Here is a 23,484-nt window from a genome sequence, read left to right on the forward strand (position 1 = left end):
CGCCCTCGATGATCGTTTTCGCAGGTCAGGTAAGGCTTACCTGCGTGACAGATGACACGAGTGAGGCCTGCATCACGGCTTGTCCTGTCGGAAGTAATTACGCAACACTGGTGTTGTGAAAAACATGCGCGAGCACGCCACGCCCCAGGAGGCCGAGTCGGCCCCCGGGTGCGACGTGCCCGTGACGGCGGCCGAGGTGCTGCTGGAGGGCCACCGCGCCACCCGGGACCGGGTCGCCCGGTCGATCCTCGACCACGGCCCCTCCTCCGCCGCCGACCTGGCGAGCCGGCTCGGCCTCACCGCCGCCGCCGTCCGCCGCCACCTGGACGGGCTGGCCGCCGCCGGCCTGGTCGAGTCCCGCGAGCAGCGGGTCTACGGCAGCCGTGGCCGGGGCCGTCCGGCCAAGGTCTTCGCCCTCACCGACGGCGGCCGGGACGCTTTCTACCAGGCGTACGACCAGCTCGCCGCCGACGCGCTGCGCTGGATCTCCGACTCGGTCGGCGGCGGCAAGGCGGGCGAGGAGGCGGTCGCCGCCTTCGCCCGGGCCCGGTTCGGCAAGCAGGGCGAGAAGTACCTGGAGCTCCTGCGGCTGGCCGAGGCGGGGGAGCGCACCGAGGCGCTCGCCCAGGCGCTGAGCGCGGACGGGTACGCTGCCACGGTGCGGCGGGTCCCGCCGGCCGTGGCGAAGGCCCCGGCGGGCGCCCAGCTCTGCCAGCACCACTGCCCGGTCGCGCACATCGCCGAGCAGTTCCCGCAGCTCTGCGAGGCGGAGACCGAGGTCTTCTCGCAGCTGCTGGGCACCCATGTGCAACGGCTGGCCACCATCGCCCACGGCGACGGGGTCTGCACCACCTATGTGCCGGCACCCGGTGCCGCATCGTCGCCTGCCCGGCGTTCCGCGGGCCGCGGCTCCGATGCAGTGCCGACTGCCGGTACGTCCACCGAAGATTCAGCGTCCGCGCGTTAGGAAGCTCGCATGACTGACACCGTTTCGCACCCCGAGCTCGAGGGCCTGGGCACCTACGAGTACGGCTGGGCCGACCCGGACACCGCCGGTGCCGCGGCCAAGCGCGGGCTCAGCGAGGAGGTCGTCCGCGACATCTCCGCGAAGAAGAACGAGTCCGAGTGGATGCTGAACCTGCGTCTCAAGGGCCTGAAGCTGTTCGGCAAGAAGCCCATGCCGACCTGGGGCTCCGACCTCTCCGGCATCGACTTCGACAACATCAAGTACTTCGTCCGCTCCACTGAGAAGCAGGCCGAGTCCTGGGAGGACCTGCCCGCGGACATCAAGGCCACCTACGACAGGCTGGGCATCCCGGAGGCCGAGAAGCAGCGCCTGGTCGCCGGTGTCGCCGCCCAGTACGAGTCCGAGGTCGTCTACCACCAGATCCGCGAGGACCTGGAGGAGCAGGGCGTCCTGTTCCTGGACACCGACACCGCGCTGCGCGAGCACCCGGAGATCTTCAAGGAGTACTTCGGCACCGTCATCCCGGCCGGCGACAACAAGTTCGCCGCGCTGAACACGGCGGTGTGGTCCGGCGGCTCGTTCATCTACGTGCCCAAGGGCGTCCACGTCGACATCCCGCTCCAGGCCTACTTCCGGATCAACACCGAGAACATGGGCCAGTTCGAGCGGACGCTGATCATCGTCGACGAGGACGCGTACGTCCACTACGTCGAGGGCTGCACTGCGCCGATCTACTCCTCCGACTCGCTGCACTCCGCGGTCGTGGAGATCATCGTCAAGAAGGGCGGCCGCTGCCGCTACACGACCATCCAGAACTGGTCGAACAACGTCTACAACCTGGTCACCAAGCGCGCCGTGGCGTACGAGGGCGCGACCATGGAGTGGGTCGACGGCAACATCGGCTCCAAGGTCACCATGAAGTACCCGGCCGTCTACCTGATGGGCGAGCACGCCAAGGGCGAGACCCTGTCGATCGCCTTCGCGGGCGAGGGCCAGCACCAGGACGCCGGCGCCAAGATGGTGCACATGGCGCCGAACACCTCCTCCAACATCGTCTCCAAGTCGGTGGCGCGCGGCGGCGGCCGGACCTCCTACCGCGGTCTGATCGAGATCGGCGAGGGCTCCAAGGGCGCCAAGTCCAACGTGCTGTGCGACGCGCTGCTGGTGGACACCATCTCCCGCTCGGACACCTACCCGTACGTGGACGTCCGCGAGGACGACGTGTCCATGGGCCACGAGGCGACGGTCTCCAAGGTCAGCGAGGACCAGCTGTTCTACCTGATGAGCCGGGGCATGACCGAGTTCGAGGCGATGGCGATGATCGTCCGCGGCTTCGTCGAGCCGATCGCGCGCGAGCTGCCGATGGAGTACGCGCTGGAGCTCAACCGGCTGATCGAGCTGCAGATGGAGGGCGCGGTCGGCTGACGTCCAGCCGCTGACCGCCCACCGACTTTTCGAGCTTTTCGAGGAAGAGAGCACTACGACAGCCATGGCTGACGTCAACACCACCACCGGCTCCACCACCGCCGGGTCGATCGAGGTCGGCACCGCCGGCGCCGGCGCCCAGCTCGCCGGCCCCGGCACCGGCCGCGCCACCGTCCAGCAGCCGATCGACGCCCGGGTCGCCGTCAAGCCCTCGTTCGAGGTCGGCGACTTCCCGGTGCCCACCGGCCGCGAGGAGGACTGGCGGTTCACCCCGATGCACCGCCTGGGCGGCCTGCACGACGGCACCGCCGCCGAGGCGGCCAAGGGCGAGGACAAGGTCGAGCTGAGCCTGCCGGACGGCGTCACCGCCGAGACCGTCGGCCGCGACGACGCCCGCCTGGGCAAGGCCGGCAAGCCCGTCGACCGGGTCGCCGCGCAGGCGTTCAGCGCCTTCGAGCAGGCGCTCGTCGTCACTGTCCCCCAGGACGCGGTGCTCACCGAGCCGGTCAAGATCGACGTGCACGGCGAGGGCGGCACCCGCTTCGCCCACGTGGTGGTCGACGTCAAGCCGTTCGCCGAGGCCGTCGTGGTGATCAACCACACCGGTACCGGCACCCGGGCCGCCAACGTCGAGCTGCTCGTCGGCGACGGCGCCAAGCTCACCTTCGTCTCCGTCCAGGACTGGGACCGCAACGCCGTCCACGTCGCCCAGCAGACCGCGCTGGTCGGCCGGGACGCCTCGCTGAAGTCCGTGGTCGTCACCTTCGGCGGCGACGTCGTCCGGATCCACCCGCGGGTCAACTACGCCGGGCCCGGCGGCGAGGCCGAGCTGTTCGGCCTCTACTTCGCCGACGCCGGCCAGCACCTGGAGCACCGTCTGGTCATCGACCACGACACCCCGCACTGCCGCTCCAACGTGGTCTACAAGGGCGCGCTGCAGGGCCAGGACGCCCACGCCGTCTGGGTCGGCGACGTGCTGATCCGCGCCGCCGCCGAGGGCACCGACACCTACGAGCTCAACCGCAACCTGGTGCTCACCGACGGCGCCCGGGTCGACTCGATCCCCAACCTGGAGATCGAGACCGGCGAGATCGTCGGCGCCGGCCACGCCTCCGCGACCGGCCGCTTCGACGACGAGCAGCTGTTCTACCTGCGGTCCCGCGGCATCCCGGCCGACGAGGCCCGCCGCCTGGTGGTCCGCGGCTTCTTCGCCGAACTCGTCCAGCAGATCGGCGTCGCCGAGATCCAGGACCAGCTGATGGAGAAGATCGAGGCCGAGCTGGAAGCGGCGGTCTGATCCAGATGACCTTCCTCCGTGCCTGCGCGCTGAGCGACCTCCAGGAGGACGTGCCCAAGCGCGTGGACCTCAACGGCGTGCCGGTCTCCGTCGTCCGCACCGACGAGGGGGTGTTCGCGATCAACGACACCTGCTCGCACGCGAACGTCTCGCTCTCCGAGGGCGAGGTCGAGGACTGCATGATCGAGTGCTGGCTGCACGGCTCCAGCTTCGACCTGCGCACCGGCAAGCCCTCCGGCCTGCCCGCCACCAAGCCGGTCGCTGTCTACCCCGTAAAGATCGAAGGGGACGATGTGCTCGTCTCCGTCAACCAGGAGTCCTGAGTACCCATGGCAACGCTTGAAATCCGCGACCTGCACGTCTCCGTCGAGGCCGAGAACGGCCCGCGCGAGATCCTCAAGGGCGTCGACCTGACCGTGAAGCAGGGCGAGACCCACGCGATCATGGGTCCGAACGGCTCCGGCAAGTCCACCCTGGCCTACTCGCTCGCCGGCCACCCCAAGTACACCGTCACCGGCGGCTCGGTGCTGCTGGACGGCGAGGACGTCCTGGAGATGTCCGTCGACGAGCGCGCCAAGGCCGGCGTCTTCCTGGCCATGCAGTACCCCGTCGAGGTCCCCGGCGTCTCGGTGAGCAACTTCCTGCGCACCGCCGCCACCGCCGTCCGCGGCGAGGCCCCCAAGCTGCGTCTGTGGGTGAAGGAGGTCAAGGAGGCGATGGCCGCCCTCCAGATGGACCCGGCCTTCGCCGAGCGCAACGTCAACGAGGGCTTCTCCGGCGGCGAGAAGAAGCGCCACGAGATCCTCCAGCTGGAGCTCCTCAAGCCGAAGATCGCGATCCTCGACGAGACCGACTCCGGCCTGGACGTCGACGCGCTGCGGATCGTCTCCGAGGGCATCAACCGGGTCCGCTCGACCGGCGAGGTCGGCACCCTGCTGGTGACCCACTACACCCGCATCCTGCGGTACATCAAGCCCGACTACGTCCACGTCTTCGCGGGCGGCCGCATCGTCGAGTCCGGCGGTGCCGAGCTGGCCGACAAGCTGGAGAACGAGGGCTACGAGGCGTATGTGAAGGGGGGCGCGTCCGCGTGACGCATCCGTTCACGGGTCTGCTCGACACCGACGCGATCCGCAAGGACTTCCCCATCCTGCAGCGCGTGCTGCACGAGGAGAAGCCGCTCGTCTACCTGGACAACGCGGCCACCTCGCAGAAGCCGCGCCAGGTGCTGGAAGCCCTGACCGCCTACTACGAGCGGCACAACGCCAACGTCCACCGCGGCGTGCACGTGCTCGCCGAAGAGGCCACGGCGCTCTACGAGGGCGCGCGGGACAAGGTCGCGGCCTTCGTCAACGCACCCAGCCGCAACGAGGTGATCTTCACCAAGAACGCCTCCGAGTCGCTCAACCTCGTTGCCAACATGCTCGGTTGGGCCGACGAGCCGTACCGGGTGGACGCCGACTCCGAGATCGTTATCACGGAGATGGAGCACCACTCCAACATCGTTCCGTGGCAGCTGCTGTCGCAGCGCACCGGCGCGAAGCTGAAGTGGTTCGGGCTCACCGACGAGGGCCGGCTCGACCTCTCCAACATCGACGAGCTGATCACCGAGAAGACCAAGGTGGTCTCCTTCACCCTGGTCTCCAACCTGCTCGGCACCGTCAACCCGGTCGAGACGATCGTCCGCAAGGCCCAGTCGGTCGGCGCGCTGGTCGTCATCGACGCCTCGCAGGCCGCCCCGCACATGGTGCTGGACGTCCAGGCGCTGGAAGCCGACTTCGTCGCCTTCACCGGTCACAAGATGCTCGCCCCGACCGGCATCGGCGTGCTCTGGGGCCGCCAGGAGCTGCTGGAGGACCTCCCGCCGTTCCTCGGCGGCGGCGAGATGATCGAGACCGTCACCATGGGCTCGTCCACCTACGCCCCGGCGCCGCACAAGTTCGAGGCCGGCACCCCGCCGATCGCCCAGGCGGTCGGGCTCGGTGCGGCCATCGACTACCTGTCGGACATCGGCATGGAGAAGATCGCCGCGCACGAGCACGCGATCACCGCGTACGCGGTCGAGCGCCTGCTGGAGGTCCCCGACCTGCGGATCATCGGCCCGCGCACGGCCGTCGACCGCGGCGCCGCGATCTCCTTCACCCTCGGCGACATCCACCCGCACGACGTGGGCCAGGTGCTGGACGAGCAGGGCATCGCCGTGCGCGTCGGCCACCACTGCGCGCGGCCGGTCTGCCTGCGGTACGGAATTCCGGCGACCACGCGGGCGTCGTTCTACCTGTACTCGACGCCGGGCGAGGTCGACGCGCTGATCGACGGCCTGCACCACGTCCGGAACTTCTTCGGCTGACGGGACTGGGCAGGACATGAAGCTCGACTCGATGTACCAGGACATCATCCTGGACCACTACCGCAACCCCCACGGCAAGGGGCTGCGGGACGGCGACGCCGAGGTGCACCACGTCAACCCGACCTGCGGTGACGAGATCACCCTGCGGGTGCGGCTCGACGGCTCGACCGTCGCCGACGTCTCGTACGAGTCCCAGGGCTGCTCGATCAGCCAGGCCAGCGCCTCGGTGCTGAACGACCTGGTCGTGGGCAAGACCGTCGGCGAGGCGCAGACCGTCCAGGAAGCCTTCCTGGAGCTGATGCAGAGCAAGGGCCAGGGCGAGGGCGACGAGGAGGTGCTGGAGGACGCGGTCGCGTTCGCCGGCGTCTCCAAGTACCCCGCCCGGGTCAAGTGCGCCCTGCTCAGCTGGATGGCCTGGAAGGACGCCACCGCCCAGGCGCTCGCCCAGCACCCCGCCGTGAACGACTGACCCGCAGAGGAGGACAGAACAATGAGTGACGAAACCCCCTCCGCTGCGGAGGAGCAGCCGAACGGCGTCGTCATCGTCGGCACCACCGCCGGCACCGTGTCCGTGGAGGACCTGACCGAGGCCCTGATGGACGTCGTCGACCCCGAACTGGGCATCGACGTCGTCAACCTGGGCCTGATCTACGGCATCCACATCGACGAGTCCGACGTGGCCACCATCGACATGACGCTCACCTCGGCGGCCTGCCCGCTGACCGACGTCATCGAGGACCAGGCCAAGACCGCCACCGACGGCCTGGTCCAGGACCTGCGCATCAACTGGGTCTGGATGCCGCCGTGGGGCCCCGACAAGATCACCGACGACGGCCGCGACCAGCTCCGCGCCCTGGGCTTCAACGTCTGACGGACGGCCCTTTCGTCAACTCGCTGCCGCGCAAACCTCTCCTTCGGGGGAAAGGTTTGCGCGGCAGTGGTATATCTGCCAGCGGGCGGCCAGGCTGGAGCCGCGACCTCGGAGGGAGCGAAGTCATGTCGGTAGTTGCGTTCGCGCAGTTGCTTCTGCCTGACTCGCCGTACGCCATGTGGGTCCGGGGAGAACTCGGCGAGTATCTCCGGCTCCCGGATGACGGCACGCGGGTTGAGGTGATCGGAGGGGAGATCGTTGTGTCACCAGCCCCGGTGTACCTCCATGAGGGGATCCTCACGGACATTCAGGAGTCGGTGCTGGCAGGCAAAATCGCTGACGCGAAGTTCCAATGGCGCGCCGTCCGGACGGTCAACCTGGACCTGGTCGAGGTCGAGGGCGGTTACATCCCGGACATGGTGATCGTGCGCAGGGACGTCGATGCAGAGAAGCGGGCCAAGGATGTGTTGTACGTCCACCCGGCCGATCTTGAGCTGGTGGTGGAGGTGACCTCCGCGTCCAATGCGCGCCATGACCGGCGCCCCATGTTCGGTCGACAAGTGAAGCCCACCAAATGGAGTGGTTACGCACGCACCGGGATCCCGTACTACCTGTTGGTCGACCGTGACCCGCGGCAGCCCGGCGTCACCTTGTTCGGCGAGCCGGACCGAGGCGAGGGGACCTACCAGGTGCTGGGTCAGTGGAAGTTCGGCGAGCCAGTTCGGTTGCCCAAGCCCTTTGATCTTGAGATCAACACCGATGACTGGGCCCCTTGGGCTGAGTAGCCCTGTACGAACGCCGCCCGGGACGAATGGTCGTCCCGGGCGGCGGTGTTTTTGGGGCTGGTCAGGACTGCTTGGGTTTGCGGGCGACGGCTATCGCGAGGGCCGTGCAGAGGGCGGCGGCGATGGCGGCGAAGCCGCTGACGGCGGGGAGGAGGCCGTAGTGCTGGACCAGGGCGCCGACGGCGACGATGGGGAGGGAGCTGCCGAGGTAGACGATGATCCACAGGGAGCTGAGCTCGGAGCCCCGGCGTTCCGGGTTCATCGCGGCGACGGCGGTGGTGAAGAGGGAGCGGAAGGCCACGCCCTGGCAGATGCCGCCGAGGACGCTGCCGATGAACAGCAGGGCCGGGGTCTCGGTGTACTGGGCGGCGACGACCAGGGCGAGGCCGGCGGCGAGACCGCCCATGCCGAGGGCGATGACCAGGCGGTCGGAGGTGGGCGGGACGAGGAGCTGGGCCAGTGCGGACGAGCCGAGCAGCAGGGCGGCCACGATCGCGCCGGTCAGGTGCGAGGAGGTGTGCAGCAGCTTGGCGGAGAAGGCCGGGGCGAGCGCCAGGTAGACGCCGAACACCGCGTACGAGATGAAGCCGGCCGAGGCGGCGAGCAGGAACTCGCGGCGGCCGGTGCGGGGCAGGGCGAGCCGGCGGGGGCGCAGGTGGGTCGGGGTGGTGATGCGGGGCGGGGTGGCCGGCGGGCGGTTGCGGCCGGGCATCCGCGGGTGGACGAGGGCCAGCGGTACGCAGAGCGCCAGCAGGGCGATGGCGTGCAGCAGGAAGGGCGTCAGCAGCGGGTCCGTGCCGTTGGCGAGCAGGGCGCCGACCACCGGGCCGAGCGCGACGCCGCCGGCGGAGCAGGCCAGGGTGAGCTTGGCGGCGAGCGTCGGGTGGTCGGGCAGCAGGTCGCCGAGGGCGGCCCCGGCGGCGCCGGTGGAGAGGCCGACGGCGATGCCCTGGACGGCCCGGCCAGCGGCGAGCTGCCAGAAGCTGCCCGAGGTGGCGAACACGACGTCGCCGGCGGCGGCCAGGGCGACGGCGGGCAGGATCAGGGCGCGGCGGCCGAGGTGGTCGGACCAGTGGCCGACCACGGCGAGCACGGGGACCAGCGCGAACACGTAGATCGTGAAGAGGATCGTGGTGTCGAGCGGGCCGAGGCCGAGGCGCTGCTGGAGGAGCGGGTAGATCGGCGTCGCCAGGTTGGCACCGATCAGCATCAGCAGCAGGGCGGCGGCGACCAGGCCGACGCGGACACCGCGCAGCGCGTTCCAGCGGCTGACCGCGGCGAGCTGGAGCTGGGCGCGGGGCGCGAGCTCCAGGGGAAGCAGGGCCTCCGAGAGTCGGCGTCCGTCGAGCTGCGCGGTGCGCAGGCCGGAGCCGGCGGGGGAGAGGTCCGCCATGTAAGGGATCTCCTGTGGCAGGGCACCACCGGGTCGGCGGGGTGTGCCGGCGCGCCCGTCCTGAGGCGCTGTGGTGGTGGCCGAGGTGCGGGGCTCCCTGGTGGAGCGGGTGAGCTGAGTGGGCCCCTCCTGCCCGGTGTCGGGCGGGGAGGGCGAAGGGCTTCATTGCCCGGTGGCCCGCGCGGGGTGTGCACGGTGCCAATGCGAAGGATAAAGGGTGGGCGCACGGTTGCGGCGCGCGCCCCTTGAGGCCGGGCATCGGGGGTGCCCGGCCTATACGCTGAGGTGGTGGATCGGGACGCTGAGCTGATAGGCGGACCGCTGGCTGAGGGAGAACGCACAACGATGGCCGGACGACGTCGGAAGAACGCCGGGGCTTCGCCGGGAGAGAGTGCGGTCGAGCCGGTTCTGCCCGCCGACCTGGAGCTTCAGGACCTCTACGGGGCGTTCGCCGCGCACGGGCTGGACGACGAGGACCTGGACGACGCGGCGGTCCTGGTACCGCCGGTGAAGCTGCCCGCCGAGGAGGAGCTGGCCGCCCTGGCGAAGGCCGTGCCGATGTTCGGGTACGCGCTGGCGCTGGCCCGCTGGGCCGCCCCGCACCGGGTGGTGGACGAGTTCGGCGACCTGGTGGAGGAGGACCGGGCGCCGGCGGCGCAGCTGCTGGGCCTGGCGCCCGCCGAGGGGGAGGTGCCGGAGGAGGCGGAGGTCGAGGCGATGCGGGCCTGGTCGCTGGCCTGTGACCTGGACCTGGTGGAGATCGGGACGACGGCGGCCGGTGAGCACGTCGCCGTGCCGGGCCCGGATCTGGAGCCCGCCGAGGAGGGTGACCCGGAGACCGTCCTGGAGCTGTGGCTGACCGCCGCCGGGATCGTCCGGGAGCTGGCCGTGGAGGCCGACTCGCTGCCGGAGGAGGAGGCCGTGCGGGCCGCCGAGGGCGGGGAGGCCGGGGAGGCCGTGGAGGGCGGTGAGGAGGACGAGGACGCCCTGAGCGAGGTCGAGGAGGCCCGGGACGCCGCCGCCGAGCTGTTGGACGAGGCGTTGCAGGTGCTGTACGAGACCACCGCCTTCGCCGATCCGGGCAACGAGACCGTGCCGCTGGGCGTGCTGGCCGCGCTGCTGGTGGTGCCGGAGGGCGAGGAGCCGAGCGAGGAGCTGCTGGGCGACATCACCGATGTGATGGTCGCACTGGACCCGATGCTGGGCGACCTGGCCGAGCTGGGCCTGCTGGAGTACCGGCCGATCGACCCGGAGCTGTTCGACGAGGAGGAGGGCCCGGAGGGCGAGGAGCCCGCCCTCGTCGGCGAGGCGCCGCTGGACGATGAGGAGTCGGCGCGCTTCGGGCTCGTCCGGCTCACCCCGCTCGGCCAGTACGGCATCCGGCAGTGGCTGCTGGAGGACGGCTACGACGCGCCGCTGGTCGGCGAGCTGGCCCAGGGCGACGCGGCCGAGCTGCTGCGCGCGGTGTGCGAGGCCGCCAACGTGCTGCCGGACGAGGAGCTGCGGGTCTGGATCACCGGCCGGGAGCCGGTGGCGGCGGCGCGCGAGCTGCTGGCGGCGGCGCGCGGCGACGACGCGTACGCCCCGATGCGGCGGATGCTCGGCGTCTCGGCGCTGAACATGCTGGGCGCGGCCGCCGAGCCCGCCGTGCGCGACGTGCTGGACGACCCCGAGCTGGGCGGCGCCGCCCGGGCCTGGCTGACCTCGAAGGGAGCGACGGACGTGCCGGTACCGGAGCGGACGATGGCACTGTGGACGGTGGTCGACACCTTCGCCGCCCAGCTGCTGGACAGCGGCGGCGACGCCGAACTGCTGCGCGAGCTGATCGCGGACCTGCCGGTGACCGGCAACCCTGCGTCCTACTTCGGCGAGCTCTGGCGGGTCGACCACCCGTACACGGCGGACGTCCTGGAGGCCGTCGGGGAGCTGCACCTGGACCGGGCGGTGGCCAAGGAGGCGCGCAAGGCGGCCTTCAAGGCGCGGTCCAAGGGCTGACGGGCCGACGGGGGGGCTTCGGGGGGCCGACGGGGCTTCGACGGGCTGATGGGCCGGCGGGTCAGGGGAGATCGAGGGAGCCGTCCTCGGCGAAGGGGAAGAACGGGTTGTGGGCCAGCTCCCAGAGGTGGCCGTCCGGGTCCTCGAAGTAGCCGGAGTAGCCGCCCCAGCTGGTCGGGACCGGCGGCTTGACCACCACGGCGCCGGCCTCGACCGCCGTCTTCAACGCGGCGTCCACCAGCGCGGGGGACTCCAGGTTCACCGCGAGGGTGACGCCGCGGAAGGCGGGCTCACCGGTGGCGGGCACGCCCGCGTCGGCGGCCAGCTCCTCGGTGGGGAAGAGGCCGAGCGCCGAGTCGGCGGTGCGGAACCAGACGATCTCCGGACTGGAGGCGGAGGACCGCCGCCAGCCCAGGTCCTCGTAGAAGCGGGCGCTGCGGTCGAGGTCGGAGACCCCGAGGGTGACGATGCTGATCCGGGCCGGGAAGCTGCTGTCTGCTGTCATGCCGCCAGGGTAGGGAGGGCGGCTGACAACCGCGCGTCCTGACACGGCCGGTGCCGGCCGGCAACCAGCAGTCCTGACACGGCCCGGGCCCGTTGGCGGCCGGGCGTCCCGACGCGGCCTGCGCCGGTGCCCGGTACCCGAGCTGATGACCCGGCAGGTCCCGGGCACTAAGGTGGCGTCGGCGGTGCGGGCGCGAGGACTCGGGGGTGCGGCACAGGATGATGCGGGAGAGTGGCGGCAGGCCCCCGGAGTGGAACGTCGGGCGGACGGACCCTGCGCGCGTCCCGGACCCGAGGAGCAAGGAGGAGCGTCTCGCCGCGGTGGAGGACTTCTCCCGCCGGACGGTGGCCGCGGCCGACTTCCCGGTGTACGGCGTGGTCGCGGGGCTGTCGCGTGGGGGCGGCGGGACGGGCGGCTGGGGCGAGGCGCTGGCCGCCTTCGAGACCTCCGGTGGCGAACTCGCCTGGGTCGAGGTGCAGTCCGGCGACTGGAGCTCGGTGGCCGGCCCGTACGTCAGCGTGCGTACCTACCGGCCGGACGCGGAGCGCGGCGAGGACCTGCCCGAGCTGGAGGACGTGGTCGAGGACGAACGGGACCGGGTCTACGACCACCTGGGGGTCGACGAGGGCGACGGGCCGGGCCGGGTGCGGGCGTTGCGTGAGTGGATCACCGTGGACGGCGAGCCGTACCCGGTGGAGGTGCACGAGGACCGGCCGGTGCTCTGGCCAGGCGCATCGGCCGCCGACGGGGCCGCATCGGTCTGGGCCGGGCGGCTGCGGATCGGCGGGCTGACCGTGACGGTGTGCGGGCGCGGGGTGCCGCCCGGCGGCGTGGAGCTCGGCGGGATCGCGGACTTCGAGCCGTACCTGCGCGGCCGGGCCGAGCTGCTGGGCGAGCTGGCCGCCCGGCGGGCCCGGCAGGTCCCGGTGGAGGAGCGTGAACTGCCGCCCGCCGTCGGGCTGGAGGCGCACCGGGAGCTGATCGCGCAGAGCGTCGCCGCGTCCGCCGCCGTCGAGGCGCAGGTCCGGGCCGGGCGGACGCCGCGGCGCCCGCGCGGGGACGCCTACGAGGTGCGCTGGGAGGTGGCGGTGCGCCAGCAGATGCGGCTCGCCACCGAGAACCGGGAGGAGGCGGTGACGGCGCTGACCGCGATGGTCAACCACCTCAACCGGCTTGCCCGGCACACGCATTGGCTGATCGGCACGCCGGAGGGCGGGGCGGCCGTCGAGGAGGTCGTCCGGTACACGGTGTTCGCCAGTGAGGTGGCGAGCCTGCCGGCGCAGCGGGCCTGGGAGCAGCTCTGGCGGGAGCGGCGGGGCGGCGGGCCGGAGGTCTGGGAGGAGCACCGGCTCGCCGAGCAGCTGTGGCTGTCGGCCTGGGAGCAGTGGCGGACGACGCGGTCGGGGTGACCCTCGGCGGGGCGTCGTGGGTCGGGGTGGCCCTCGGCGGGGCGCCGTGGGTCGGGGTGGCCCTCGGCGGGGCGTCGCAGGCAAAGCGGAGGTCATGTGTCGGTCATCGGTTGGCAAATGGCCGCCTGGGCGTGAGGTGGGCGTCATGCCTGGTTCATCCCCGCGGCGGAGTCTGCTGGGCGTCGACGCCCCGTCTCGACGCCCCGCCCGCCGGGCACCGGGCCCGCCCCCGGTCCGGCGGCCGATTCCTCAGGAGTTGCTGCCATGCCGCTGTCCCGCCGGGACTTCGTCAACCGTTCCACCCTCGTCGGGGCCGGCGTGCTGATCGCCGGCAGCGCGGAGGCGCTGGCCAGCGCCCCGGGCGCGATCGCCGCCCCAGCCGGCGGCGAGCTGCCGGCCGCGTCCGCGGCGGGTGACACCGGTGCGGTGCGCGCCGCCATCGGCTACGGCCCGCTGGTGCAGGACCCGGCCGGGCTGCTGTCGCTGCCCAAGGGCTTCGCGTACAAGGTCGTCAACCGCGCCGGCGTCACCCGGCTGCGCACCGGCGAGTTCACCCCGAGCAACCACGACGGCACCTCCGCCTTCGAGGACGAGCGCGGCGGCAACCTGCTCGTCACCAACCACGAGCTGCGCGGACCCCGGGCGAACTGGCCGAACCCGGTGCCGCTGACCGAGGGCCACGTCTACGACCCGGGCGCGGCCGGCGGCTGCACCATCGTGCACGCCAAGCGGAACGGCTCGGTCGAGCAGTGGGTCGGCATCGCCGGCACCTCCACCAACTGCGCGGGCGGCGTGACCCCGTGGGGCACCTGGCTGTCCGGCGAGGAGACCGAGGACAAGGCCGGCCAGAACGGCATGACCAAGGACCACGGCTACATCTTCGAGGTCGACCCGTTCGACGACGACTACAACCGCGACCCGCAGCCGGTGAAGGCCTTCGGCCGGTACGCGCACGAGGCCGTCGTGGTGGACCCGAAGCGCGGCCACGTCTACCTGACCGAGGACGCCTCGAACCCCAACGGCCTGCTGTTCCGCTGGACCCCGCCGGCCGGCTTCAAGCACGGCCGCTACAAGCTGCGCGCGCTGGCCGCCGACGCCGGCGTGCTGGAGGCCTTCAAGGTCTTCGACGCCCAGGGCAAGTTCGTCGACGACCTCTCCCGCGCCACCAAGGTCGGCACCACCTACGGCGCGGACTGGGTCAAGGTCCAGGACCGCGACGCCAGGACCGTCTCGGTCCGCAAGCAGTTCAAGGAGGGCGAGGTCACCCGGGCCCGCAAGCTGGAGGGCATGTGGTGGGGTGACGGCGGCTTCTACTTCGTCTCCAGCTTCGCCCGCTCGGAGAGCCCGGTGCAGCACGACGGCCAGGTCTGGTTCTACAACCCGGCCCGCCGCACCATCACCCTGAAGGTGCTGCTCGGCGTCAACACCGACGTGCTCGGCGACCACGACAACTACGACGGCCCGGACAACATCACCGTGTCGCCGTACGGCGGCGTGGTCATCGCCGAGGACGGCGAGGGCGTGCAGCACCTGTTCGGCGCCACCGAGGACGGGCTGACCTACCCGATCGCGCGCAACGAGCTGAACATCGGCAGCGCGGCCAAGCCCGAGTTCAGCGAGTTCACCGGGGTGACCTTCTCGGACGACGGCAAGACCCTCTTCGCCAACATCCAGGAGCCGGGCATCCAGCTGGCCATCACCGGCCCGTGGCACCGGCTGAACGAGCACAAGCGCGGCCAGGGCTACGGCGAGTGACGTAGCGGGTGTCGAAGGGGCTGCCCGCGGTCATTCGTCCGCGGGCAGCCTCAGTTGCAGCATCGCCAGCAGGCGCTGCTGCGGCTGGGCGAGGTCGATGCCGGTCAACTGCTCGGCGCGGCGCACCCGGTAGCGCAGGGTGTTGGGGTGGATGTGCAGGGCGTCCGCGGCGACCCGGACCTCGCCGAGCGCGTCCAGCCAGGCCAGCACCGACTCGGCGAGCCGGGTGCCGTGCCGGCGGTCGTACGCGGCGAGCGCGGTGAGCCGGGGGTCGCGCAGGCCGGAGCGCTCCTGGAGCAGCGCGAGCATCTCGCTGACCAGCACCTCGGCCTGGACGTCGATCAGCGCCGCCACGTCGAGGTCCACCCCGCCGCGGCTCATCGCGTCCAGGATGCGGTCCGCCTGCGCGCGGGAGTCCGGCACCTGGGCCAGGCCGTCCACGGTCGAGCCGATCGCGGCGCGCAGCGGGACGCCGAGGTGCTCCCGGGCGGCAGCCACCACCTCGTCCGCCCAGCCGCGCACGGTGGCCATCGGCAGGCCGGGCGGGAGTTCGGGCAGCAGCACGTACACCCGGGACTCGATCGGGGCGAGCAGGGCGGTGCGGTGCCGGGCGGCGGTGTGCACCGAGATCAGGCCGGTGACGTCGGAGCGGTGCAGCGCCTCGGTGGTGTGCGCGCCGTAGGCGAGCACGGTGGCCGGGCGGCGCAGGTCCAGACCCAGGTGGGTGGCGAGCGACTGCGGGCCGGTGGAGCCCTCCAGCAGGCCGGTGAGCAGCGTCCGGGTGAGCCGCATGTCGGCGGACAACTCGCGTCGGCGGCGCATCAGTTGGGCGGCGGCCACCCGGGCGGCGCCGACCAGGGCCTGATCGGCGAGCGGCGCCAGCGGCTGCGCCCCCTCCTGCACCCAGATGGTGCCGAGCGGCTGCGCCCCGGCCCGGATGCCGATCGCCAGGCGGCGGCGCAGGCCGAGTTCGGGGTGCGGTTCGACCGCGATCGGGGCGTCCGAGGTGCGCAGGTGCTGGAAGATGCCCCACTCGCGGAGCTTGGACAGGTACGGCTCGGGGCCCTGCCAGCCGAGGATGGAGAGTCGGCGCAGGTCGTCGACCTCGTCCGAGTCGGAGGAGCGGGAGTACGCCAGCACCCGGCTGGAGGTGTCCTCGATCGAGACGATGCCGTTGGTGAGCACGGCGACCGTCTGAGCGAGGGAGAAGAGGTCGCCCGCGTTGGGTTCGGGGGCGCCGGGGGTGTCCGGGGCGTCCGGGCCGGCGATGATCGCGCGGGCCAGCGAGTCGAGGTGCTCCCAGCGGGTCTCGCGGCGCACCGAGAGCAGGGCGACGCCCGCCTCGGTGGCGGCCTCGCGCAGTGCGTCCGCCTGGCCGGGGCCGTCCAGCTTGACCGCGACCGCCGCGGCGCCGGCCCGTCCGGCGGCGCGCAGGGCGGGGAGGGCGGCGCGGCCGCGGGCGCCGATCGCGAGGACGAGTTCGCCGGGGGCAGCGGTCGGCGGGTCCTCCGGGTCGAGGATCGCGACGTCGCGGACCGGGACGTCCAGGCCCTGCGGGGCGGCCTGGAGTTCGACCAGGGGTTCGCCGAGGGACATCAGCAGCTGGCGGAGCGGGAGGCCGGAGGTGGGCGGGAGTCCGGGGGAGCCTGGGAGGCCGGGGGTCGTCATCGGGCCTCCTTCATCCGCTCGGACAATGCCGTGTGGTTGATTTTAGCCGGGCGGACAGAGTCGCGGCCCGGCTTTCGTAAATAGTTGACTCTGACTATTCAGGAGTGGATAGTCAGTACTGACCAAGAGATGAGGACGTCTCGTGGCGAAGCGACGCAAGGTGTCGAACCCGCTGGCCCTCGCGGTCCTGGCCGAACTCGTGGCCGGGCCGATGCACCCGTACGAGATGGGGCGCCGGCTCAAGGAGCACGGCAAGGACCGCAACATCAAGTACAACCGCAGCTCGCTGTACATGGTCGTGGAGCAGCTGCGGAAGGCCGGGTTCGTCGCCGAACAGGAGACCGTCCGCGACACCCAGCGACCGGAGCGCACCGTCTACGCCGTCACCCCCGAGGGCCGGGCGGAGCTCACCGACTGGATGCGCGAACTCGTCGCCGAACCGCAGCACGAGTACCCCGCGTTCGGGGTCGCGCTGTCGCTGCTCATGGTGGTCCCGCCGGCCGAGGCCGTGGAACTGCTGGAACAGCGGCGGGCCGCGCTGGCCGCCGAGGTGGCGGGCATCCGGGCGGCCCTGCGGAAGGCCTCGGACGACGGCGTGGCCTGGATCTTCCTGATCGAGGAGGAGCACCGGGTCGGCGCGCTGGAGGCCGAGGGCCGCTTCGTCGAGCACCTCGTCGGTCGACTCAAGGAGCCGGAGTTCATCCGGACCTGGCACGAGATCTTCGGGAGTCTGGAATGAGTACGAGCAACGGGGAGAAGAGGGCCCTCGTCATCGGCGGCGGCATCGCCGGGCCGGTGACGGCACTGGCCCTGCGCAAGGCCGGCGTCGAAGCCGTCGTCTTCGAGGCCTACGAGTCCTCCGCCGAGGGCATCGGCGGCACCTTCATGATCGCCCCCAACGGGCTCGACGCCCTGGCGACCGTCGGGCTCGGGGCGGAGGTCGGCGCGATCGGACAGCCGATCGGCCCGATGCTGATCGAGGACGGCCGGGGCGGCGTGCTGGCCGAGTTCGCCGGCCTCCCCGACCTGCCGCCCGGCCGGGTCATGCGCCGCGCCGAACTGTACGAGGTGCTCCAGCGGCGGCTGCGCGAGAGCGGCATCGAAGTCCGCTACGGCAAACGGCTGGTCGGCGCCGAGGAGGGCGCCGACGGCATCACCGCCCGCTTCGCCGACGGCGACACCGCCACCGGCGACCTGCTGATCGGCACCGACGGCACCCGCTCCACCGTCCGCACCCTGATCGACCCGGCCGCACCCGGCGCGCAGTACACCGGCCTGCTCGGCGTCGGCGGCTACAGCCCGCACCGGCTGCCCGGCCGGGCCGGACGCGGCGAGACCATGCACTTCGCCAACGGCGCCCGCGCCTTCTTCGGCTACTGGGGGCTGCCGGACGGCGCCGGGACGGCCTGGTTCAGCAACATCCCGCAGCCCGAACAGCTGACCGCCGAGCAGGTCCGCGCCGTCAGCCCGGAGGAGTGGCTGCGCCGGGTCCGCGACCTGCACGCCGACGACCTGCCCGCCCGGGACGTGCTGCGCGAGGCCGCCGCCGACACCGTCGAGGTCTTCCCGCGGCTGGAGATCATGCCGTCCGTCCCGCACTGGTACCGCGGCCGGATGGTGCTGGTCGGCGACAGCGCGCACGCCCCCTCCAACAGCTCCGGCCAGGGCGTCTCGCTGGCCGTCGAGAGCGCCGTCGAACTCGCCCGCTGCCTGCGGGACCTGCCCGACCACACCGCCGCCTTCGCCGCCTACGAGGCGCTGCGCCGGCCCCGGGTCGAGAAGATCGCCGCCAACGCGGCGCGCACCAACAACCAGAAGTCCTCCGGGCCGGTCGGCCGGGCGCTGTTCCGGCTGCTCGCGCCGATCGCGATGCGGACCTTCCTGAGCCCGGAGAAGATGCTCCGCCCGGTGCACGGCCACCGGATCGACTGGGACCGGCCGGCGCTCCCGGTGGCCTCCGGCGCGACGGGCCGTCAACGGCGCGCCGTGACCGCGCCGTGACTGCGCCGTGACCCCTTCGTCGGGCCGGACAACGCCGTACGGGGGAATTTAGCCGCCCGGCCAATCAAGTGGCCCCAGGGGCAGGAATAGCGTTCGTGCTGTGGCCGACGTGCGACCCACGCCGGCATCCCCCCGCATCAACGAAGGAGAGCGTGCGCTCTATGGACGCTGTGACCCAGGTCCCCGCGCCGGTGAACGAGCCGGTCCACAGCTACGCCCCGGGCAGCCCGGAACGGGCCCGTCTGGAGGCCAAGCTGAAGGAGCTGGGCGGCCAGGAGCCGGTCCAGCTGACCATGACGATCAACGGTGAGCACCGCATGGGCGGCGGCGCCGAGATCCACGTCGTCCAGCCGCACAACCACGCGGCGAGGCTCGGCACCCTGCGCAACGCCACCCAGGCCGACGCGCAGGAGGCCATCGACACTGCCCTGGCCGCGGCCCCGGCCTGGCAGGCGCTCTCCTTCGACTCCCGCGCCGCGATCTTCCTCAAGGCCGCCGACCTGCTGGCCGGCCCCTGGCGCGAGACCCTGGCCGCCGCCACCATGCTCGGCCAGTCCAAGACCGCCCAGCAGGCCGAGATCGACACGCCCTGCGAGCTGGTCGACTTCCTGCGCTTCAACGTGCACTTCGCCCGCCAGATCATGGCCGAGCAGCCGATCTCCTCGGACGGCGTGTGGAACCGCAGCGACCACCGCCCGCTGGAGGGCTTCGTCTACGCGATCACCCCGTTCAACTTCACCGCGATCGCCGGCAACCTGCCGACCGCGCCCGCGCTGATGGGCAACGTGGTGCTCTGGAAGCCGTCCCCGACCCAGCAGTACTCCGCGCACCTGCTGATGCAGCTGCTGGAGGAGGCCGGCCTGCCCAAGGGCGTCATCAACATGGTGACCGGCGACGGCTTGGACGTCTCCGCCGTGGCGCTCAAGCACCCGGCGCTGGCCGGCATCCACTTCACCGGCTCCACCGCCACCTTCCAGCACCTGTGGCGCTCCGTCGGCGAGAACATCGCCGGCTACCGCACCTACCCGCGGATCGTCGGCGAGACCGGCGGCAAGGACTTCCTGGTCGCCCACCCGTCCGCCGACCCGGCCGTGCTGAAGACCGCGATGACCCGCGGCGCCTTCGAGTTCCAGGGCCAGAAGTGCTCGGCGCTCTCCCGCGCCTACGTCCCGGCCTCGATCTGGGCCGGCCTCAAGGACGAGTTCGCCGCCGAGGTCGAGGGCCTCACCATGGGCGACGTCACCGACCTGGCGAACTTCATGTCCGCCGTCATCGACGACCGCGCCTTCGCCAAGAACAAGGCCGCCATCGACCGCGCCCAGGCCGACCCCGCGGTCGAGGTCCTGGCCGGCGGCACCTACGACGACTCGGTCGGCTACTTCGTCCGCCCGACCGTCCTCGTCTGCGAGGACCCGGCGTCCGAGTACTTCCGCGAGGAGTACTTCGGCCCGATCCTCGCCGTGCACGTCTACCAGGACGACAAGTACGACGAGATGCTGGCCCAGATGGAGTCGGCCTCCGCCTACGGCCTGACCGGCGCGATCATCGCCCAGGACCGCGCGGCCGCCCAGGACGCCATGCACAAGCTGCGCTTCGCGGCCGGCAACTTCTACATCAACGACAAGCCGACCGGCGCCGTCGTCGGCCAGCAGCCCTTCGGCGGCGGCCGGGCCTCCGGCACCAACGACAAGGCCGGTGCCAAGCAGAACCTGGCGCGGTGGACCTCGACCCGCTCGGTCAAGGAGACCTTCGTCCCGCCGACGGACTACCGCTACCCGCACATGGGCTGAGTGCCTCTCCCGACCGTTCCGGTCGCCTGACCGTCTCGGTCACGTGGCCGCGCCGGTCACCTGACCGTTCCGGTCGCCTGACCACTGCGGTCACCCGACCGCTCCGGTCGCCTGACCATTCCGGTCACCCGCGACGCCCGGCCCCGCAGCCGGGCGTCGCCCGCCGGGGCGGCGGTGCCACGTACCCGCCGCCCGCCGCCCCGGCCCCCCTTCTGCCACCCTTAGAAGCACCAGCTCCAGGAGTCACGATGCTCCGTTCCGCCCTTCTCGCGGCCTCCCGGTCGCCGCAGGTCCGCACCGTGGTCGAGAAGTTCCCGCCGACCCACGCGATAGTCGAGCGCTTCGTCGCCGGTGACGTCCTCGACGACGCCGTCACCGCCACCGACGACCTGATCGCCACCGGCCGCAAGGTCACCCTCGACCACCTCGGCGAGGACACCCAGGACGCCGCCCAGGCCGCCGGCACCGCCGAGGCCTACGAGCACCTGCTCACGGCGCTCAAGGAGACCGGCCTCGCGGCCGGCGCCGAGGTGTCGGTCAAGCTGTCGGCCGTCGGCCAGTTCCTCCCGGTGGACGGCGAGAAGATCGCGCTGGAGAACGCCCGCCGCATCTGCGAGGCCGCCGCCGACGCCGGCACCACGGTGACCCTCGACATGGAGGACCACACCACCACCGACTCCACCCTCGCCATCGCGCGCGAGCTGCGGGCCGACTTCCCCTGGCTGGGCGTCGTGCTCCAGGCCTACCTGCGCCGCACCGAGGCCGACTGCCGCGAGTTCTCCGGCCCCGGCTCGCGCGTGCGCCTGTGCAAGGGCGCCTACAAGGAGCCCGAGTCGGTCGCCTTCCAGGGCAAGCACGACGTCGACCTCGCGTACGTCCGCGCGCTCAAGGTCCTGATGGCCGGCGAGGGCTACCCGATGATCGCCTCGCACGACCCCAACATGATCAAGATCGCCGGCCAGCTCGCCCAGTGGAACGGCCGCAAGCGCGACTCCTTCGAGTACCAGATGCTGTTCGGCATCCGCCCCGAGGAGCAGCTGCGCCTCGCCGGCGAGGGCAACACCATGCGCGTGTACCTGCCCTACGGCCAGGAGTGGTACGGCTACTTCATGCGCCGCCTCGCCGAGCGCCCGGCCAACCTCACCTTCTTCCTGCGCGCCATGGCCACCCGCGGCTGACCCGCGCGCACCCGCACGACGACGGCCCGCACCCCCGGTGGAAGGGGGGTGCGGGCCGTTTGTCGCGTTTCCGGGACTTCTAGAGGAAGTCCTTGGTGTCCAACTCGAACTCGAACGGGGCGGGGAGGGCGAGCGGTTCGCCGAAGGCTGCCAGGTGCACCTCGGTGTACTCGTCGCGGTGGGGATTGCTGAAGAGGCTGACCTGGGCCCGCTCGCGGTCGATCAGGAGGTACAGCGGGATCGCGGCGCGGGCGTAGCAGTGGCGTTTGGCGATGCGGTCCTGGTCGGGCTTGCTGGAGGTGACCTCCGCGACCATCGCGACGCCGTCGGGCTCCATCCAGGGCGGCGCGCCGCGGAAGAGGCGGAGTTCCCTTGGAGCGAAGGTCGTGTCCGGAATGACGTGGTTCTTCGGGCAGAGGCCGCCGCTCACCAGACGGAGGCCCTTATGGCCCGATGCCTGCATGTGGACCTGGGACTTTGCTTTCACCTGGTCGATCAGCAGGTCGATGTAGTCCTCGTGGTTGCCGTCCGGCGGTGGTGCCACGATGATCTCTCCCTCGATGAGCTCGGCTCGGAAGCCTTCGGGGGAGTGCAGGCTCAGGAAGCTCTCCAGCAGGATGTCAGCCTGCGATGGGGAGTCCGTGATCGGTTGCTCATGCGCCACAGCACTCATGATGCCCCTCCTTCAGATATGCGTCACGCTATTCGGTGCTCGACGGAGTTATGCCGTGCACGGTTGGTTTTCACTCGATGGCGTGAGTTTGAGGCCTGGCATAGCATCCCGATGCTGATGAACTGGGGCTTTGGCGGGAGGAGTTGGGGATGCTGAAGGAGTTCGCGGGGTTGTCGACGCCGTTGGTGGCGGATGCGTGTGTGCGGTTGGGGGTGGGGCTCAGGGCGGCGCCGGTGGGGGTGGCGGCGGTGGTGGCCGGGGGGCGGGTCGCGGGGCGGGTGCTGCCGGTGCGGCACTACGGGAGCGTGGACGTGTTCCTGGAGGCGTACGGGGCGGCCCGGGACGGTGACGTGCTGGTGATCGACAACGGCGGGCGGACCGACGAGGCCTGCATCGGGGACCTCGCGGTGCTGGAGGCGCGGGCCGCCGGGATCGCCGGGATCGTGGTGTGGGGGCTGCACCGGGACACCCCCGAACTGGTGGAGATCGGGCTGCCGGTGTTCAGCTACGGCGCGCTGCCGCTGGGGCCGGTTCGGCTGGACGGGCGGGAGCCGGAGGCGCTGGTGACGGCGCGGGTCGGGCCGCACCTGGTGGGCGCCGGGGACGTGGTGTTCGGCGACGCGGACGGGGTGCTGTTCGTCCCGGCCGACCGGGCCGGGGAGGTGCTGGAGGCGGCCGCCGCGATCGCCGGGACCGAGCGCGCGCAGGCCGGGCGGATCGCCTCCGGTGACACGCTGCGCCGGCAGACCGCCTTCGACGAGTACCTGGAGCGCCGCGCCGCCGACCCGTCGTACAGCTTCCGGCAGCACCTGCGGCGGGTCGGCGGGGCGATCGAGGAGTAGCGAACTCCCTTACAGCGACCGGTGCATGACGTGCAGGCCGACGTAGCCGTCGACGGGGTGGTGGAAGGCTTCGGGGACGGTGCCGACGATGTCGAAGCCGAGGGATTGGTAGAGCTTCACGGCGTGGTGGTTGTTGGCGACCACGGCGTTGAACTGCATGGCGCGGTAGCCGTTGGTACGGGCCCAGTCGAGGGTGTACTCGACCAGGGCCCGCCCGATGCCGCGGCCGTGGTGCGCCGGGTCGACCAGGTAGCTGGCGCTGGCCACGTGCGCGCCGTTGCCGGGGCGGTTGCGGGTCATGTTGGCGGTGCCGACGACCGTGCCGGCCTCGTCCACCGCGACCACCGTGCGATGGGGCGCGGCGAGCATCCACCACTCCCGGCCGAGGTCGGAGGAGAGGTCGAGGGGGTAGGGGAACGTCTCGCCGGCGGCGATGACGGTGTGGAAGAAGGGCCAGACGGCAGGCCAGTCCTCGGGGGTGGCTTCGCGGATGAGCATCCGCTCAGCATGATCCGCGGCGGGAGGGGCCTGCCACTGGTTTTCGACTGGTTCTCGGTACGTGACCGTTTGCGGTGCGGCT

Annotated in this window: 22 protein-coding genes; 17 read left to right on the forward strand and 5 right to left on the reverse strand. The window is 71.7% G+C overall.

The features are described from left to right. Positions 1–124: 124 nt before the first annotated feature. The 9 genes from A6F73_RS23040 (at position 125) to A6F73_RS23080 (ending at position 7,695) form a co-directional block, all read left to right on the forward strand. Positions 125–967, forward strand: a complete 843-nt coding sequence (locus A6F73_RS23040; protein WP_107452933.1) for a helix-turn-helix domain-containing protein — start codon at positions 125–127, stop codon at positions 965–967. Between the two features lie 9 nt (positions 968–976). Then, positions 977–2,392, forward strand: a complete 1,416-nt coding sequence (gene sufB, locus A6F73_RS23045) for a Fe-S cluster assembly protein SufB (RefSeq protein ID WP_063349524.1) — start codon at positions 977–979, stop codon at positions 2,390–2,392. A gap of 64 nt (positions 2,393–2,456) precedes the next feature. Continuing rightward, entirely contained in the window at positions 2,457–3,689 is a 1,233-nt protein-coding gene (sufD, locus tag A6F73_RS23050) for a Fe-S cluster assembly protein SufD (protein ID WP_063349525.1), read from the forward strand. A 5-nt stretch (positions 3,690–3,694) separates the two neighbouring features. Beyond that, positions 3,695–4,012 (forward strand): bifunctional 3-phenylpropionate/cinnamic acid dioxygenase ferredoxin subunit, encoded by a 318-nt coding sequence (locus tag A6F73_RS23055; protein ID WP_063349526.1) that lies wholly within the window; start codon positions 3,695–3,697, stop codon positions 4,010–4,012. Positions 4,013–4,018: 6 nt separating this feature from the next. Next, entirely contained in the window at positions 4,019–4,783 is a 765-nt protein-coding gene (gene sufC / locus A6F73_RS23060; RefSeq protein WP_063349527.1) for a Fe-S cluster assembly ATPase SufC, read from the forward strand. Then, positions 4,780–6,039, forward strand: coding sequence for a cysteine desulfurase (locus A6F73_RS23065; protein WP_063349528.1), 1,260 nt, complete (start codon positions 4,780–4,782; stop codon positions 6,037–6,039). The genes sufC and A6F73_RS23065 overlap by 4 nt, the downstream gene beginning before the upstream one ends. 16 nt (positions 6,040–6,055) lie before the next feature. Further along, positions 6,056–6,508: a Fe-S cluster assembly sulfur transfer protein SufU gene (gene sufU / locus A6F73_RS23070; protein ID WP_063349529.1), complete on the forward strand. Its 453-nt coding sequence runs from the start codon at positions 6,056–6,058 to the stop codon at positions 6,506–6,508. A 21-nt stretch (positions 6,509–6,529) separates the two neighbouring features. Next, positions 6,530–6,910, forward strand: coding sequence for a metal-sulfur cluster assembly factor (locus A6F73_RS23075; protein WP_279634938.1), 381 nt, complete (start codon positions 6,530–6,532; stop codon positions 6,908–6,910). 125 nt (positions 6,911–7,035) lie between these two features. Then, the gene (locus A6F73_RS23080; protein ID WP_063349530.1) at positions 7,036–7,695 is read left to right on the forward strand and encodes a Uma2 family endonuclease; all 660 of its coding nucleotides are present in this window, start codon (positions 7,036–7,038) and stop codon (positions 7,693–7,695) included. A 61-nt stretch (positions 7,696–7,756) separates the two neighbouring features. Here the strand turns inward: A6F73_RS23080 and A6F73_RS23085 are convergent, their stop codons facing one another. Next, on the reverse strand, positions 7,757–9,088 hold the full coding sequence (locus tag A6F73_RS23085; RefSeq protein ID WP_079135921.1) for an MFS transporter: 1,332 nt from the start codon (positions 9,086–9,088) through the stop codon (positions 7,757–7,759). A gap of 345 nt (positions 9,089–9,433) precedes the next feature. Between A6F73_RS23085 and A6F73_RS41610 the strand changes: the two genes are divergently transcribed. Then, on the forward strand, positions 9,434–11,083 hold the full coding sequence (locus tag A6F73_RS41610) for a hypothetical protein (RefSeq protein ID WP_079135922.1): 1,650 nt from the start codon (positions 9,434–9,436) through the stop codon (positions 11,081–11,083). A 61-nt stretch (positions 11,084–11,144) separates the two neighbouring features. Here the strand turns inward: A6F73_RS41610 and A6F73_RS23095 are convergent, their stop codons facing one another. Continuing rightward, complete coding sequence (locus A6F73_RS23095) at positions 11,145–11,588, reverse strand: VOC family protein (RefSeq protein ID WP_063349531.1); 444 nt, start codon at positions 11,586–11,588, stop codon at positions 11,145–11,147. Between the two features lie 206 nt (positions 11,589–11,794). Between A6F73_RS23095 and A6F73_RS23100 the strand changes: the two genes are divergently transcribed. Next, positions 11,795–12,997, forward strand: a complete 1,203-nt coding sequence (locus tag A6F73_RS23100; RefSeq protein ID WP_159398521.1) for a hypothetical protein — start codon at positions 11,795–11,797, stop codon at positions 12,995–12,997. A gap of 264 nt (positions 12,998–13,261) precedes the next feature. After that, a complete protein-coding gene (locus tag A6F73_RS23105; RefSeq protein ID WP_063349533.1) occupies positions 13,262–14,752 on the forward strand; it encodes an alkaline phosphatase PhoX in 1,491 nt (496 codons plus the stop codon). A 30-nt stretch (positions 14,753–14,782) separates the two neighbouring features. Here A6F73_RS23105 and A6F73_RS23110 read toward each other — a convergent pair whose 3' ends face one another. Beyond that, positions 14,783–16,420 (reverse strand): helix-turn-helix domain-containing protein, encoded by a 1,638-nt coding sequence (locus tag A6F73_RS23110; protein ID WP_167745872.1) that lies wholly within the window; start codon positions 16,418–16,420, stop codon positions 14,783–14,785. 142 nt (positions 16,421–16,562) lie between these two features. Between A6F73_RS23110 and A6F73_RS23115 the strand changes: the two genes are divergently transcribed. The 4 genes from A6F73_RS23115 to A6F73_RS23130 all read left to right on the forward strand — a co-directional run bounded on the left by A6F73_RS23115 (position 16,563) and on the right by A6F73_RS23130 (position 21,389). Then, a complete protein-coding gene (locus A6F73_RS23115; protein ID WP_063349534.1) occupies positions 16,563–17,159 on the forward strand; it encodes a PadR family transcriptional regulator in 597 nt (198 codons plus the stop codon). Then, positions 17,156–18,421 (forward strand): FAD-dependent monooxygenase, encoded by a 1,266-nt coding sequence (locus tag A6F73_RS23120; RefSeq protein ID WP_063349535.1) that lies wholly within the window; start codon positions 17,156–17,158, stop codon positions 18,419–18,421. Before A6F73_RS23115 ends, A6F73_RS23120 begins: the two co-directional genes overlap by 4 nt. Before the next feature lie 161 nt (positions 18,422–18,582). Next, positions 18,583–20,211: an L-glutamate gamma-semialdehyde dehydrogenase gene (gene pruA, locus A6F73_RS23125; protein WP_063349536.1), complete on the forward strand. Its 1,629-nt coding sequence runs from the start codon at positions 18,583–18,585 to the stop codon at positions 20,209–20,211. A 248-nt stretch (positions 20,212–20,459) separates the two neighbouring features. After that, entirely contained in the window at positions 20,460–21,389 is a 930-nt protein-coding gene (locus A6F73_RS23130) for a proline dehydrogenase family protein (RefSeq protein ID WP_063349537.1), read from the forward strand. 79 nt (positions 21,390–21,468) lie between these two features. Here the strand turns inward: A6F73_RS23130 and A6F73_RS23135 are convergent, their stop codons facing one another. Continuing rightward, on the reverse strand, positions 21,469–22,062 hold the full coding sequence (locus A6F73_RS23135) for a Uma2 family endonuclease (RefSeq protein WP_063349538.1): 594 nt from the start codon (positions 22,060–22,062) through the stop codon (positions 21,469–21,471). A gap of 149 nt (positions 22,063–22,211) precedes the next feature. Between A6F73_RS23135 and A6F73_RS23140 the strand changes: the two genes are divergently transcribed. Then, positions 22,212–22,904, forward strand: a complete 693-nt coding sequence (locus A6F73_RS23140; RefSeq protein ID WP_063349539.1) for a dimethylmenaquinone methyltransferase — start codon at positions 22,212–22,214, stop codon at positions 22,902–22,904. 9 nt (positions 22,905–22,913) lie between these two features. On the opposite strand, the gene A6F73_RS23145 is transcribed toward A6F73_RS23140, so the two are convergent. Further along, complete coding sequence (locus A6F73_RS23145; RefSeq protein ID WP_063349540.1) at positions 22,914–23,402, reverse strand: GNAT family N-acetyltransferase; 489 nt, start codon at positions 23,400–23,402, stop codon at positions 22,914–22,916. Between the last annotated feature and the right edge of the window lie 82 nt (positions 23,403–23,484).

Source organism: Streptomyces sp. MJM8645 (assembly GCF_001625365.1).
In the GTDB taxonomy this organism is placed as follows: domain Bacteria; phylum Actinomycetota; class Actinomycetes; order Streptomycetales; family Streptomycetaceae; genus Kitasatospora.